General features: G+C 69.5%; 13 protein-coding genes and 1 pseudogene. 8 read left to right on the top strand and 6 right to left on the bottom strand.

Annotated elements, in window-relative coordinates; all coding sequences use genetic code 11:
• Window positions 1–131 precede the first annotated feature (131 nt).
• Both G3N92_RS21320 and G3N92_RS21325 read right to left on the bottom strand, forming a co-directional pair.
• Window positions 132–791, bottom strand: a complete 660-nt coding sequence (locus tag G3N92_RS21320; RefSeq protein WP_339385788.1) for a sigma-70 family RNA polymerase sigma factor — start codon at window positions 789–791, stop codon at window positions 132–134.
• A 25-nt stretch (window positions 792–816) separates the two neighbouring features.
• Window positions 817–1,359: a DoxX family protein gene (locus G3N92_RS21325; RefSeq protein ID WP_206129566.1), complete on the bottom strand. Its 543-nt coding sequence runs from the start codon at window positions 1,357–1,359 to the stop codon at window positions 817–819.
• A 280-nt stretch (window positions 1,360–1,639) separates the two neighbouring features.
• On the opposite strand from G3N92_RS21325, the gene G3N92_RS21330 reads away from it, so the two are divergent.
• The gene (locus tag G3N92_RS21330) at window positions 1,640–2,698 is read left to right on the top strand and encodes a LacI family DNA-binding transcriptional regulator (RefSeq protein ID WP_206129577.1); all 1,059 of its coding nucleotides are present in this window, start codon (window positions 1,640–1,642) and stop codon (window positions 2,696–2,698) included.
• A 33-nt stretch (window positions 2,699–2,731) separates the two neighbouring features.
• Here the strand turns inward: G3N92_RS21330 and G3N92_RS21335 are convergent, their stop codons facing one another.
• A complete protein-coding gene (locus G3N92_RS21335) occupies window positions 2,732–3,697 on the bottom strand; it encodes a 2-hydroxyacid dehydrogenase (protein ID WP_206129567.1) in 966 nt (321 codons plus the stop codon).
• Window positions 3,698–3,869: 172 nt separating this feature from the next.
• On the opposite strand from G3N92_RS21335, the gene G3N92_RS21340 reads away from it, so the two are divergent.
• The 3 genes from G3N92_RS21340 (at window position 3,870) to G3N92_RS21350 (ending at window position 7,848) form a co-directional block, all read left to right on the top strand.
• A complete protein-coding gene (locus tag G3N92_RS21340) occupies window positions 3,870–5,273 on the top strand; it encodes an MFS transporter (RefSeq protein ID WP_206129568.1) in 1,404 nt (467 codons plus the stop codon).
• A gap of 59 nt (window positions 5,274–5,332) precedes the next feature.
• On the top strand, window positions 5,333–6,082 hold the full coding sequence (locus G3N92_RS21345; RefSeq protein WP_206129569.1) for an SDR family oxidoreductase: 750 nt from the start codon (window positions 5,333–5,335) through the stop codon (window positions 6,080–6,082).
• A 230-nt stretch (window positions 6,083–6,312) separates the two neighbouring features.
• The gene (locus G3N92_RS21350) at window positions 6,313–7,848 is read left to right on the top strand and encodes an MFS transporter (RefSeq protein ID WP_206129578.1); all 1,536 of its coding nucleotides are present in this window, start codon (window positions 6,313–6,315) and stop codon (window positions 7,846–7,848) included.
• A gap of 71 nt (window positions 7,849–7,919) precedes the next feature.
• Here G3N92_RS21350 and G3N92_RS21355 read toward each other — a convergent pair whose 3' ends face one another.
• Together G3N92_RS21355 and G3N92_RS21360 are read right to left on the bottom strand one after the other, a co-directional pair.
• Window positions 7,920–9,011, bottom strand: coding sequence for an asparaginase (locus tag G3N92_RS21355; protein WP_206129570.1), 1,092 nt, complete (start codon window positions 9,009–9,011; stop codon window positions 7,920–7,922).
• A 260-nt stretch (window positions 9,012–9,271) separates the two neighbouring features.
• Complete coding sequence (locus G3N92_RS21360; RefSeq protein ID WP_206129571.1) at window positions 9,272–10,090, bottom strand: DUF6602 domain-containing protein; 819 nt, start codon at window positions 10,088–10,090, stop codon at window positions 9,272–9,274.
• Between the two features lie 231 nt (window positions 10,091–10,321).
• Between G3N92_RS21360 and G3N92_RS21365 the strand changes: the two genes are divergently transcribed.
• From G3N92_RS21365 to G3N92_RS21380, 4 genes are all read left to right on the top strand, one after another.
• Window positions 10,322–11,278, top strand: coding sequence for a diacylglycerol kinase family protein (locus tag G3N92_RS21365; protein WP_206129572.1), 957 nt, complete (start codon window positions 10,322–10,324; stop codon window positions 11,276–11,278).
• 28 nt (window positions 11,279–11,306) lie between these two features.
• On the top strand, window positions 11,307–12,113 hold the full coding sequence (locus tag G3N92_RS21370) for a metallophosphoesterase (RefSeq protein WP_206129573.1): 807 nt from the start codon (window positions 11,307–11,309) through the stop codon (window positions 12,111–12,113).
• Between the two features lie 84 nt (window positions 12,114–12,197).
• Window positions 12,198–12,860, top strand: coding sequence for a TetR/AcrR family transcriptional regulator (locus G3N92_RS21375; protein WP_206129574.1), 663 nt, complete (start codon window positions 12,198–12,200; stop codon window positions 12,858–12,860).
• A gap of 32 nt (window positions 12,861–12,892) precedes the next feature.
• Window positions 12,893–13,879 carry an MDR family oxidoreductase gene (locus G3N92_RS21380; RefSeq protein WP_206129575.1) on the top strand — a complete coding sequence of 329 codons (987 nt, stop codon included), beginning with the start codon at window positions 12,893–12,895 and terminating at the stop codon, window positions 13,877–13,879.
• 91 nt (window positions 13,880–13,970) lie between these two features.
• Here G3N92_RS21380 and G3N92_RS21385 read toward each other — a convergent pair.
• A pseudogene (locus G3N92_RS21385) lies at window positions 13,971–14,503 on the bottom strand (anti-sigma factor); the annotation flags it as partial.

Consider the following 14,503-nt stretch of genomic DNA (forward strand, 5'->3'; position numbering starts at 1 on the left):
TGTCGCCCCAGATCACCGGCAACAGCAGCAGCGCGGCGGCCAGGCCCGCCGCCACGGCCAGCCCGAGCTTGCGGCCGACATCGGCGCGGCCCGGCAGGCGCGGCGCGTCCACCAGGTTCAGGATCAGGTCGTCAGTCTTCATTACGGTCTCCATCGCATTTGCCTCGAATTTTTGCCGCGAGCGCCTTCAGCCCGCGATGCACGCCCACCTTCACCGCCGATTCCGACAGCCCCGTCGCCAGCGCCGTCTCCGCCACCGACATGCCCTGCAGCCGCGTGTGCTCGATCGGCACGCGCTGGCCCTTGGGCAGCGTCGCCAGCAGTTGCGCCACGTCGCGGCGCGCATCGGCGGCCTCGCTGCCCGATTCGACGAACAGATCGCCGTCGTCGTCGAGCGGTTCGTGCAGCGCGTCCCAGCGGAACCGCGCCCGGTGATAGTCGGCCACCTTGTAGCGCACGATCGCGCTGATCCAGGCCGTCAACGGCACGTCGGGCCGGAACGTCTCGAGGCCGTTGTGAACCGCCATCAGCACTTCCTGCAGCAGATCCTCGACGTCCTCGTCGCGGCGGCGCAGCTTGGCCCGCAGGCGGGCGCGCAGCACGCGCGTCAGTTCCTGCAGGAAATGGCGGTAGGCGGCCTTGTCGCCGTCGATCGAGCGCAGCAGCAGCGCGGTCAGGCGGCGTTCGGCCTCGGAAGGCTCGGCGGCCCCGGCGCGGGGGCCGGCGCGCCGGGCCGCCGGCGCCGTGGCCGGGCGCGGATCGAGGGCCATCGTCATGGCGGGCGTGGACACGATGCGTCGGCTCCGTGCGAACGCGTCAGGCCGACACGCGGTGCGCGGCACGCGGGGCCGCGCCGCTGAGCCGGGCGTACCAGGGGCGCAGCAGGCGGTCCACCGAGAACGGCCCGGTCCCGCCGAACATCAGCGTGACGATCCCCGCCACGTACAGCAGATCGGCTTCGACGCCCGGCGGCCCGAACTTCGGCACGCCGTTCACCACGTCCATCAGCTTGATCGACGTGAAGCCGTATTGCAGGTGGACGGTGGCCGACGCCACCAGCAGCACCGCCAGCATCGGCCACGCCACCAGCGGCACGAACGCGCCGGCCAGCACGGCGAGGCCGCCGCCCAGTTCGATCGCGATGGTCGCCCAGGCCATCAGGTGCGGCGCGGGCACGCCGAGCGCCTGCAGGATCGCCGCGAAATGCTCGGGATTCTTGACGATTTTCGCGTAGCCGTGCGCCATGTAGCCGTAGCCGACGATCGCGCGCACCGGCAGCGGCGCCCAGGTCTGGCAGCGTGCGGCCAGCCAGGCCGGGTCGAACAGTCGGGAAAGCGAACGAAACGTCGTGGTCGTCATGGGAGCATCCTGTATCGAGAGGCGGCCCCGTCGAGCGGGGCGGAACGCGCCGTCATGCGGCGCCTGTCTCTACCAGATCGTTTCGCAGGCCGATCCGGTTACATGACAACGAAAATTTTCTTGCGGCCCCGCGCCGCAAGGGCCGGAACGCCCAGGGAGCGCCCGCCCGCTGCGGCTACAATTGACGTTTGCCGCGCGCCCCGCGCTGCGGCGCCGATCCGACTCCGACACCATGAGCACCAAGCACGATTCACTGCCCGAACCGGGCGCCCCCGTCCGCATGGCCGACGTCGCGCGCCTCGCGGGCGTCTCGAAGATGTCCGTCTCGCGCGTGCTGACCGGCCAGCATGTCAGCGACGCCACGCGCGCCGCCGTGATGGACGCGGTGCGCCAGACCGGCTACGTGGCCGACGCGGTGGCCGGCGCGCTGTCCTCGGGCCGCGCCAATATCGTCGCCGTGATGGTGCCGTCGCTGTCGAGCTCGAACTTCGCCGAAACGGTGCGCGGCCTCAACGAGGTGGCCGAGACGCGCAACCTGCGGCTGCTGCTGGCCAACACCGAATATCAGGTCGAGCGCGAGGAAGCGCTGATCGCCTCGCTGCTGAGCCACCAGCCGCGCGGCATCGTGCTGACGGGCGGCCATCACACGCCGCGCGCGCGCGCCATGCTCGAACAGGCGCGCATTCCGGTGATCGAGACATGGGAGCTGCCGGCCGATCCGATCGACCGCGTGGTGGGCTTCTCGAACGAGGAAGCCGCGGCCGCGATGGGCCATTACCTGTACCGGCGCGGCTATCGCCGCATCGGCTTCGTGGGCGGCACGACGCGCCTGGACATGCGCGGCCTCGCGCGCCGCAACGGCTATCTGGCCGCCGTCGAGGCGGCGGGCCTGCATGCGCCGCGCGAAGCCACGCCGGCCGACGGCAGCACCAACATGGCCCACGGCGTGGCGATGGAAAACGCCGCCGCCGCGCTGAACCGGCTGCTCGCCGATTGGCCCGACACCGATGCGGTGATGTGCACCAGCGACATCCACGCGTTCGGCGTGATCATGGCCTGCCAGCGGCTCGGCCTGAAGGTGCCCGAGGACATCGCCGTGGCCGGCTTCGGCGATTTCGAACTGGCGCGGCACTGCTATCCGTCGATCACGACCGTGTCGGTGGACGCCTACGGGATCGGCCGCTCGACGGGCCTGTCGCTGCTCGCCGCGATCGACGCCAGCGAGCAGCCCAATGCGTCGCGCCGCGAAACGGCCTCGGCCAAGGCGCAGCGCACGCTGCACGACGCACCGGCCTTGATCCGCATTCCTTACGAAGTGGTGGCGCGCGAAAGCGCCTGATCTCCAGATGGGGGGCGCCCGCCCCCCGCCGCCTCAGGCCGGCGTTTTCGGCAGATGCGCCGTGAACTCGGTCACGAGCGGCTCGCCGGCCAGCCACGCGTCGAGATTGGCGCGCACCAGTTGCGCCATCGCCGAACGCGTCTCCACCGTCGCGCTGGCGCGATGCGGCGACAGCACCACGTTCGGCAGCGCCAGCAAACGGCGGTCGATCGCCGGCTCGTTCCAGAACACGTCGAGCGCCGCGCCGCGCAGGCGCCCGTCGCTCAGGTAATCCACCAGCACGGGTTCGTCGAGAATGCTGCCGCGCGCGATATTGATCAGGAATCCGTTCGGTCCGAGCGCCTCGAACACCTCGGCGCCGATCGCGCCGCGCGGAATCTGATCGGCCGCCGCGCACACCATCAGGAAATCCACGTTGGCCGCCAGCGACGCCGCGCTGTCGTGAAACGCGTACGGCACGTCATCGAAGCGTGCGCGGTCGTGATAGGCGATCGGCATGTCGAACGCCGCCGCGCGCCGCGCCACCGCGCGCCCGACCCGGCCCAGGCCGACGATGCCGAGCCGCTTGCCGTACATCCGCGCGGCCAGCGCGAAATGCTCGCGGCCCCACTCGCCGGCGCGCACGCGCGCATCGTTCGCGGCGATCTCGCGCGCCAGCGCCAGCATCAGCGCGAGGCCCAGATCGGCCACGTCCTCGGTCAGCACGTCGGGCGTATTCGTCACACGAATGCCCTTCGATGCGGCGTGCTTCAGATCGATCGCATCCACGCCCACGCCGTACGACACGATCGCCTCGAGCTTCGGCAGCGCATCGATCAGCGCGGCGTCCGCGCCGGCCTCGCCGTTGGTGGCCAGCACCCGCACGCGCGGCGCGAGTTCGGCCAGCATGGCGGCCCGGTCGGGCGCGTCGGCCAGCACATGCAGCGCGTAGCGCTCGGCCAGCACGAGCATGTCGGCCTCGGGATATCGGGTAACAACCAATACGGGTTCCTTGGACATCCGCGTCTCCTTTATGTTAGATTTTGCGTCACTTGGTTATCGATAACCAAGTGTAGCCGAAGCCGCTCGAACGATGGAAGACGTTTCGATCACCGAAACGATTTCGCTGCGGCCGGACGCGCCCCGCCAGATCGGTGCGCGACGACAAGAAGCCGGACATGGAGACAGACAGATGACAACCCATCGCGACGCGTTCACGCCCGTGACGCAGTCTGATGCCGCGAACGCGCGGCCCGATTCCCCCGACGCGGCCGCCGCCGCACCGGTCAGCGCGCAGCAGCTACGCCGCGCGATCCTGACAAGCGCCGTGGGCAGCGCGCTCGAATACTACGATTTCGCCATCTTCGGCCTGGCCACCGCGCTGATCTTCAGCCGCGTGTTCTTCTCCACGTTCGACGCCCACGCGGGCCTGCTCGCGAGCTTCGCCACCTACGGCGTGGGCTTCCTGGCGCGGCCGCTCGGCGGCGTGTTCTTCGGCTCGCTCGGCGACCGCAAGGGCCGCAAGTTCGTTCTCCTGATGACGATCGCGATCATGGGCGTGTCCACCACGCTGGTGGGCCTGCTGCCGGCCGGCCCGCTCGGCGCGGTCGGGCTGATCGTGCTGCGGCTGATCCAGGGCTTCGGCGCGGGCGCCGAACAGGCGGGCGCCTCGACGCTGATGGCGGAGGTCGCGCCGGTCAAGCGGCGCGGCTACTTCGCGGCGCTGCCGTTCGTCGGCATCTTCGCGGGCTTCGGCATCGCCACCGCCACGTTCAGCCTGCTGCAGCACTCGATGGATACCGCGACGATCCTCGCCTGGGGCTGGCGCATTCCGTTCCTGGCCAGCGTGGTGCTGATCGGCGTGGCGATCTGGATCCGCCTGAAGCTGCGCGAAAGCCCGGCGTTCGCGGCGCTCGAAAGCGGCCATCAGGTGGCGCGCTCGCCGATCCGCCAGGTCGTGCAGCACGCGCGCCGGCCGGTGCTGGCGGCGGTGCTGATGCGCCTCGCCGAACAGGGCGGCTCGACCATCTACACCACCATCGTGATCGCGTTCCTCGGCGGCACGGTAGCGAACCGGCTCGGCGTGCCCGGCGCGCAGCTCGCGAAGATCGGCACCTCGTGCGCGATCGTGGTGACGCTGGCCAGCGTGATCACCACGCCGCTGTTCGGCGCGCTGTCGGATCGTTTCGGCCGCAAGGCGATTTACCGCGGCGGCGCGATCTTCATGCTGCTGTGGTCGGTGCCGGCCTGGTGGATGATCAGCACCGGCGATCCGCTGTGGGTGGGCATCGCCATGTTCGGCGGCTTCGCGCTCGGCGCGAACAGCATGCTGGGCGCGCAGTGCGCGCACTTCGCCGAACTGTTCGGCAACCGCTACCGCTACTCGGGCGTGGCGCTTTCGCGCGAGATCGGCGCGGTGCTGTCGGGCGGCCTCGCGCCGATTCTCGGCATCTACCTGATCGGCCTGACCGGCGGCTCGTTCTGGGTGATGGGCATCTATACGGCCGTGCTGTCGGCGCTGACGCTGGTGGGCGTGTGGCTCTCCACCGAAACGCGCGGGCGCGACCTGACCGATCTGAACGATGCGGTGAACTGAACGTTTTTTCATCGGGCCGTGGCGCGCCGCGCGCCGGGCCGCAACCTCGGGAGTCGAACATGAATGAGAAGGTCGCCCTCGTCACCGGCGCCAGTTCTGGCATCGGACGCAGCGTGGCGCTGGGCCTGCTGCAGGCGGGTTATCGCGTGGCGCTGGCCGCGCGCAAGCTCGACGCGCTGCAGGCCGTGATCGCCGAATCGGGCGCGGAAGACCGCGCGCTGGCCGTCAGTTGCGATGTCGGCGACGAAGCCGCCGTGGCCCGGCTGTTCGACGCGATCGCCGCGCGCTGGGGCAGGCTCGACCTGCTGTTCAACAACGCGGGCGTGTTCACGCCGCAATGCTCGATCGAGGACATGCCGGTGGCGCACTGGAAACAGGCGGTCGACATCAACCTGACCGGGGCGTTTCTGTGCGTGCAGGGCGCATTCCGGCTGATGAAGCAGCAAAGCCCGCGCGGCGGCCGGATCATCAACAACGGCTCGATCTCGGCGCATGCGCCGCGCCCGCAGGCCGCCGCCTACACGGCCACCAAGCATGCGATCACCGGCCTGACCAAGGCCGCCTCGCTCGACGGCCGCGCCTACGACATCGCCTGCGGGCAGATCGACATCGGCAACGTGGTCAGCGACATGAGCAGCCTGATGGCGCAGGGCACGCTGCAGGCCGACGGCTCGCTGAAGGTCGAGCCGCGCATGAGCATGGACAACGTGGTGCGCGCGGTGCTCTACATGGATAGCCTGCCGCTCGACGCCAACGTGCTGTCGATGACGGTGATGGCGAGTCACATGCCGTTCGTCGGGCGCGGCTGAGCGCCGGCGCCGGGCCGCTCGCTTCGCGACGCGGCCACGACATCGCAGCGGCCCGTCGCGATTCCCGCCCGGCGAGATCGATCAACACGATCAACATCTGAAACGGTTGCGCGGGGCGGCGCGCGTCGCTATCGTGAGAGGCTTTCGCAGCACCGCCCCCGGCCGCCCCTTTCGTGAACGCTCCCTCGCCCGCCTCACCGTCCCTGACCTTCCGCGACGCGCTGCTCGCCATGCTCGGCATCGGCCTCGTCAACATGCTCGTGGCACTCGACCAGACGGTGGTCAGCACCGCGCTGCCGTCGATCGTCGCCGACCTGCACGGTTTCGAGTATTACGCCTGGATCGCGAGCGCCTACCTGCTCGCCTCGGTGGTGACGGTGCCGATCTTCGGCCGGCTCGGCGACTACTTCGGACGCAAGCGCTTCGTGATCGCCGCGGTGGTGGTGTTCACGCTGGCCTCGGTGCTGTGCGCGGCCGCCGTCGACATGCGGATGCTGGCCGTGGCGCGCGCGCTGCAGGGCGTGGGCGGCGGCATGATGGTGGGCACCGCGTTCGCGTCGATCCCCGATCTGTTCCCCGATCCGCGCGAGCGGGTGCGCTGGCAGGTGGTGCTGGCCGCCACCTACGGCATCGGCACGGCCGCCGGGCCGTCGCTGGGCGGCTGGCTCAGCCAGCATTTCGGCTGGCGCTCCACGTTCCTGATCAACCTGCCGGTGGGCGCGCTCGCGCTCTACTTCATCGGCCGGCACCTGCCGCGGATCGTGCGCCCGCGCGAGGGCAAGGTCCGCATCGATTACGCCGGCGCGGTGCTGGTGGCGATCACGCTCGGCTGCCTGCAATTCCTGATCGAGGCGCTGCCGGTGCACGGCATCGCCGCCGGCACGCTGACGCTGGCCGCCGTGGTGGCGCTCGGGTTCATCGGATTTCTGGTGTGCGAGCGCCGCGCCTCGCACCCGATCGTGCCGCTCGATCTGTTTCGCGATCCTCAGCTTGTCACGCTGTTCCTGCTCTCGACGCTGGCCGGCTTCGTGATGTTCTCGCTGATCTTCTTCGCGCCGCTGCTGCTGCAGGGCGGCTTCGGGCTCGATCCGCAGACGGCCGGCCTGCTCGCCACGCCGATCGCCGCCTGCATCGCGCTCGGCAGCCTGATCAACACGCGCATCGTCACGCGCCTGAAGAAGCCCACCGTGATCCTGTCGATCGGCTTCGGGATGCTGGCGGCCGCCTCGGCCACGCTCGCGCTGACCGGCGCGCAAACCTCGCGGCTGATCCTCGAGGTGGCGATGGGCGCGGTGGGCATCGGGCTCGGCTTCATCCTGAACAACATGAACATCTTCGGCCAGGAGATCGCCGGGCGCGAGCGCTTCGGCATCACCACCGCGCTGCTGCAATCCACTCGAATGGTGGGCGGCATGCTCGGCACCAGCATCCTCGCGACCATCGTGCAGCACCGTTATGCGGCCGGCGTGAGCGAGGCGCTCAGCGTGCTCGGCCCGGACACCGCCGCGCGCTGGCTCGCGCAACTGGCCGACCCGCGCGTGCTGGTCGATCCGGGCGTGGGCCAGGCGCTGCTCGCCCAGCTCCACGCGGCCGGGCTCGACGGCGGCGCGCTGCTCGACGCCGCGCGCCGCACGATGGTGCAGTCGATCCATATCGGCATCGCGCTGGCCGGCTGCGCGGCCGTGGCCGCCGCATGGCTGGTGCGCCGCATCGCGCATATCCGCTTCAGCAAGCCGCCGGCGGCCGCGTCGCAAAGCGCCGAGTAGCTCGGTAGCTCGGTAGCCGAATCTCCGGCCCCGTCGCCGGGAAAGCGCGGCGGCGCGCCGCGCAGCGGCGGTCAGTGCCGCGCCAGCGCGAACGGGAACGCCACGCGGCCGGTTTCCACGCCCTTCGTGTTGCGCATCGGCGGACGATGGAACGCGGCCAGCGCCGCGCGCTGATCGGCCGTGCCGATCGCGAGCCGATCGAGCACCTCGCTGACGATCATCGCCAGCACGCCCACGTTGCCGTCCTCCACCTTGACCGACACGCCGATCGCGCCCGCCGCGCCGAGCCGGCGCGTGGCGTCCGAGGCGCGAATCCCCACGCCGTAGCAGCCGTCCGCGCCGAGCTTGCCGACCAGTTGGCCGTCGAACGCCTGCATCAACTGCGTGCAGAAGCGCCCTTCGCCCGCCACCAGCCCGGGATGGCGCGTCATCGCGAGATAGAGCCGCGCCAGCGCATCGCGGCGCATGCTTGCTTCGGCATTCTCCACGCCCTCCTTGCCCTCGCCCGCCTCGACGCGGTCGGCCGCATCGGCCAGCTTCATGTAGAGCCGCGCGAGGCGGTCGAGCGGGAACGCCGGCGTGGGCAGGTTGCAGCCGTCCACGCCCCAGGCCACGGCGTCGTCGGGCAGGTCGCAGATTTCGGCCATCGTGCGCTTCACGCGCAGTTGCATCGGATGCGTGTCGAGGTGGTAATCGGCCAGCGCCGCGCCGATCGCGCGCGCGCCCGCGAGCATCCCGGCGTGCTTGCCCGAGCAGTTGCTGCACACCGCGCGCGGCTCGATGCCGCGCCGGATCCAGTCGCGCCAGACGGCGTCGGAGATCGGCGTGTGCGGGCCGCAGCGCAGGTCGTCCTCGCTCGCGCCGAGCTTGGCCAGCATCGCCTGGGCGCGCTCGACGTGGCGCGGCTCGCTGCTGTGCGACGCGCACATCAGCGCGAGATCGGCCTCGTCGAAGCCGAAGCGCGCCGGCGCGCCGGTTTCGAGCACGGCCAGCGCCTGCGCCGGCTTGGCTGCCGAGCGGGCCAGCGTGATGCGCAGCGGGTCGCCGTGGCTGGCTAGCAGTTGGCCTTCGGTGTCGACTACCGCGATATGGGCGTGATGGACGTTTTCGAGCGCGTCGCCGCGCCAGGTGGTGACGGCGGGGGACGCGGCGGCTTGGGGCATGGGGGTGTCTCCGGGCGAAGGGGCTGCGGCGCGGCGCGGTGTGCGACGGCGAGCGGTTCGCGCAGTGTAGCGGCTTGGAGCGGCAACGGCGTGCCTGGCTGGCCGCCGTGGTGGCTGCCTTGGTTTTTATTACTGCGGTCGCTGTTTTTGTTCGTGCGTTGGAGACGGCGGGCGTCGCGGATACGGATACGGCTGCGGGCTAGTGAAACCGGGGCAGCCACTCGTGGCAACGGCTACGTTGCCACGAGGCGTCGCGATTTTCAAATCGGCCGCGGGGACGGCATAACAACGAACTCCAATTTTCCGTCCACTTCGATCGCTTGGAAAGATTCGTCGATCAGATTCAACCCTCCAAACACATCAATCAAGCAGAGAGCCATGGATGCCAATGCAATCCCCTTGCCGTCGGCACAGACATAATTGAACCAGTGCACCGCATGGCGCCCAGACGCTTCAGGCTCGTGATCGCTCGCGCCCTGAAATCTGAACCCGAATGAATCCATGGCAACAAACCCACGCCCAAGCACGAAGATCCCGTCAAGGCTCGACGACACATGATCGCTCCGCTTCAACTCATTGCTGCCATCGAAGTACCCTTCTCGCAAAGGTCGGTTCGGCGATTGCCTTTGATTGTCCGCGTACGCGCCCTTCATCCATCCCGCCACGGTTTCCATGTGTTCCGGACCATCGTAGGCGAACAGAAATCGCCTCGGAGTGCGCCGTGTCATGTCCGTCGAATGCAGCTTCCACCGATAATTCAGTTCTGCTGCCGCGTTGGCCGATTTCAGATATTCATCTTCATCCAGTTTGCTTTTCACCTCGATGGTGCAAAAAACGGATTCAATCGGAAAGGAATGCGCGTTTTCACCGGATGCCAACTTGGAAAAACTAGCATCGTGGATCACTACATCCCACTGATGATCGACATGATCGTAGGGGTAGGTTTTCGAGGTGATGTTTCCGGTGCCGATCCCGACCGAATCATCAAGGCGTTCTCGCAAAACCGGCTCCAGCCCTTGCTTATCCGCCAAGAGTGACTTTTCACGCTCGGCCATTTCCCGAAAGAGATCCGATACCATTTATTTTTCCAGAAACAAAAGAAGAAAAATATAGAATCATATTCTCGAATAAATAGTCAAGAAAACAAAATGACAATACGCCTTTCGATTTTCACATCAAGCTTCCATGACAAAAACAAAATCAAATCCTGCGTAACGCCTTTCATGTCCAACGCAAGCATGACCGCTCCATCCCCATCCCCGCCCCGATTGAAATAGAATCGTAAGCTTCATCCCACCGAGCGCCCCTCGATGACGACGCCCGCCTCTCCGGATCCCGCCCCCTATCTGTTCATCCTCAACACCGGCTCCGGCCGCACCCGCGAGGTCGAAACCCTCACCGCGCAGCTCGACGCCGCCTTCACCCAGGCGAATCGCCGTTACGAACTCGTGACCGTCACCGATCCGTCGCAACTGGCCGACACCGCCGCACGCGCCGCCGAGCGCACCGGCACCGGCGTGCTGGTGGGCGTAGGCGGCGACGGCACGCTGCGCACGGTGGCGCGCGCCGCCTACGACGCCGGCTGCCGGTTCGGCGTGCTGCCGCGCGGCACGTTCAACTACTTCAGCCGCGATCACGGCATCCCGGCCGATCCGGAGCGGGCGATCGCGCTGCTGCTCGCGGCCCGCGAGCATCCGGTGCAGGTGGGCTTCGTCAACGACGAACTGTTCCTCGTCAATGCGAGCCTCGGCCTCTATCCGCGCCTGCTCGAACAGCGCGAGCAATACAAACGCCAGTTCGGCCGCAGCCGGCTGGTCGCGCTCGGCTCGGCGATCCTCACGCTGCTGCGCCCGCACCGCCTGCTGCGGCTGCACGTCGAGCACGAAGGCACGGTGCGCGAGCTGCGCACCACCACGCTGTTCGTCGCGAACAACCGCCTCCAGCTCGAACAGGTCGGCGCGGCCGAAGCGCCGCTGCTCGCGCAGGGCATGCTGGTGGCGATGGCGCCGCTCGCGCACGGCCGGCTCGCACAGATCCTGCTGTCGCTGCGCGGCGCGATCAGCCGGGTGCGCGATGCGAACGACGTGATCGGCTTCGGTTTCGAACGCTTCACGGTCGATCGCGCGTCGCGCCGGCGCCGCGCGATCAAGGTCGCGACCGACGGCGAGATCGCCCGGCTCGCGCTGCCGCTGGTGTTTCGCGTCGGCGAACAACCGCTGCGCCTGCTCAAGCCCGAGCCCGACGCGGCCGAACGCGAACGCAAATGAACGCGCCCGAGCCGGCGATAATCGCCCGATGACCACCCTGCTCCAGATTTCCGATCCCCACTTCGGCGCGGAACGGCCCGCCGCGGTCGAGGCGCTGCTGCGGCTCGCCATGCAGTTGCAGCCCGCGCTGATCGCGATGTCGGGCGACCTGACGCAGCGCGCGCGCCGCGGCCAGTTCGACGCGGCGCGCACGTTCGTCGCGCGGCTCGCTCCGCTGCCGGTGCTGGCGATTCCGGGCAATCACGACATCCCGCTGTTCGATCTCGTCGCGCGCTGGCGGCGGCCCTACGCGAACTACCGGCGCGCGTTCGGCGCGGCGCTGGAGCCGGAATTCGAGGCGCCCGCGCTGCTGGTGCTCGGCGTCAACACCACGCGCGCGGCGCGGCACACGGCCGGCGAGATTTCGGCGGCGCAGGTCGAGCGCGTCGCGCGGCGGCTCGAACGTGCGCAGCCGGCGCAGTTGCGCGTGGCGGTGGTGCATCAGCCGATCGTCGCCGCCGATCCGGCCGATCGCCACGATCTGCTGCACGGCCGCGACGCGGCGCTGCGGCGCTGGGCCGAGGCCGGCGTCGACCTGGTGCTCGGCGGCCACACGCATCTGCCCGGCATCTGGCCGGTGGCCGGGCTGGCGCGCCCGGTGTATGGCGTGCAAGGCGGCACGGCCGTGTCGCGCCGGTTGCGCGACGGCGTGCCGAATTCGGTCAACCGGATCGACTACCTCGCCGGCCCGGACGGCGCCCGGCGCGCGATCGTCACGCGCTACGACTACCACGGCGTCGAACCGGATTTCGTCGCGCAAGCGCCGCACACGCTCGAACTCGCCCCCGCCCGCTGAGCTGTCCCGCGTGGCCATGCGCCGCAAACGGCCCGCGCACCGGCCGTTTGCATTTTTATAGACGATCAGTCTAAAATCGGCCGCATGACCGATCCCACCGCCAAGCCGCGCCGCGGCCGCCCCCCGAAAAACCCGCAAGCGCATGCCGACACGCGCGGCGTGCTGGTCCGCGCCGGCATGGAGCTGCTGACGGAGCAAGGCTTCTCGGCCACCGGCCTGGATACGGTGCTCAAGCGCGTCGGCATTCCGAAGGGCTCGTTCTATCACTACTTCGAGAGCAAGGAAGCGTTCGGCCACGCGCTGATGACGGCCTACGACGCCTACTTCGCGGCGCGCCTCGACCGCTGGCTGCTCGACGAAAGCCGCCCGGCGCTCGCGCGGCTGGCCGATTTCGTCGAGGACGCGAAGGCCGGCATGGCGCGTCACGCGTTCGCGCGCGGCTGCCTGATCGGCAACCTCGGGCTGGAAGTGGGCGCGCTGCCGGAAGGCTTCCGCGAAGCGCTGGAAGCGATCTTCGCGAACTGGCAGGCCCGCGTGGCGCACTGCCTGCGCGACGCGCAACGTGAGCGGACGCTCGCCGCCGACGCCAACCCCGACGCGCTCGCCGCGTTCTTCTGGATCGGCTGGGAAGGCGCGGTGCTGCGCGCCCGGCTGGTGCGCAACGCCACGCCGCTCGACATCTTCTTCGACGGGTTCCTGGCCGTGCTGCCGCAGCGGCAGCCGGCCGGCGCCCGCGCCCGTCCGTGACCGGACGCACTTTCCGACGAGAGACGCACACGATGTTCCACTGCCTTCTGATCGAACAGGACGCCAACGGCGCCAGCCACACGCGGCTCGACACGCTCGACGAGGCGCGGCTGCCCGAGGGCGACGTGCTGGTCGATGTCGAATACAGCACGCTCAACTACAAGGACGGCCTCGCGATCACGGGCAAAAGCCCGGTGGTGCGGCGCTTTCCGATGGTGCCGGGGATCGATTTCGCGGGCACGGTGCGCGAGAGCGCGCATTCGCGCTACCGGCCCGGCGACGCGGTGGTGCTGAACGGCTGGGGGGTGGGCGAACAGCATTGGGGCGGGCTGGCGCAGCGCGCGCGCGTCAACGGCGACTGGCTGATCCCGCTGCCGCGCGGGCTCACGGCGCGGCAGGCGATGGCGGCCGGCACGGCCGGCTACACGGCGTCGCTGTGCATCCTCGCGCTCGAGCGCCACGGCGTCGGCCCGCAGCATGGCGACGTGCTGGTGACGGGCGCGAGCGGCGGCGTCGGCAGCTTCGCGATCGCGCTGCTCGCGCGGCGCGGCTATCGCGTGGTGGCCTCCACGGGCAAGACCCAGGAAATCGATTACCTGACCGGGCTCGGCGCGGCCGAGGTGATCGACCGCGCGACGCTGTCGGCGCCGGGCAAGCCACTGCAGAAGGAGCGCTGGGGCGCGGCGGTCGATTCGGTGGGCGGCGCGACGCTCGCGAACGTGTGCGCCTCGCTGCGCGCGGACGGCGCAGTGGCCGCCTGCGGCCTCGCGCAGGACATGGCGCTGCCGGCCACGGTCGCGCCGTTCATCCTGCGCGGCGTGAGCCTGCTCGGCGTCAACAGCGTGACGCGGCCCCACGCCGAGCGCGAAGCGGCCTGGCGCATGCTGGCCGACACGCTCGACCTGGCCCAACTCGACACGATCACGCGCGAAATCGGCCTGGCCGAGGCGATCGGCGCAGGCGCGGACCTGCTGGCCGGCAAGGTGCGCGGCCGGATCGTGGTCGACGTGAACCGCTGAATCGCCATCGGCATGCCCGGCCGGTAAACGGCAACGCGGCGCGATGTTTGGGCATCGCGCCGCGTTCACCGTCTCCGCCATGCCCTGCTGGTTATTTCGCCGGTTGCGGCCCGCCGCTCGCGGTCAGCTGCTCGTACACCTCGTGCGACAGGTCGAGCAGCGCATGACGATCCATGCCGCCCGACACCGCATAGCCGAACCGGCCGTCCACCCAATAGAACACGTTGACCGGGCCGCTCTGATAGAGCTTGAACGCCGTCACGTCCGACGCCAGCTTGCGGTGCGAGATGTTCAGCGTGATCCGCTCGCCGAGCGCGTTGTGATACATGAACTGCGCGATCGGGCCGTCGTCGCCGGGCAGCAGGCGGCCGCCCATCAGCTCGTAGCCGGCGCGCGTCAGGATCGGCGGACGCACGTCGGTGCCGAGCCGGCTCGACAGCCACTGCACCAGCTCCTGCTCGCGATCCGCGCCCACCTCCACCGGCCGCGTCACCATTGGCGCGTAGGTCACGTAGGCGATCGCCGATTGGCGCGCCAGCGCCTCGCCGCCGTACGACGCGTGCAGGATCGACCCGCCGCTGCCGCCTCCGCCGTCCGTGCCGTTCGCCATGTCGCGGCCGACCG

Origin of the sequence: Burkholderia sp. Ac-20379 (genome assembly GCF_017104645.1) — a bacterium.
GTDB lineage: Bacteria > Pseudomonadota > Gammaproteobacteria > Burkholderiales > Burkholderiaceae > Burkholderia.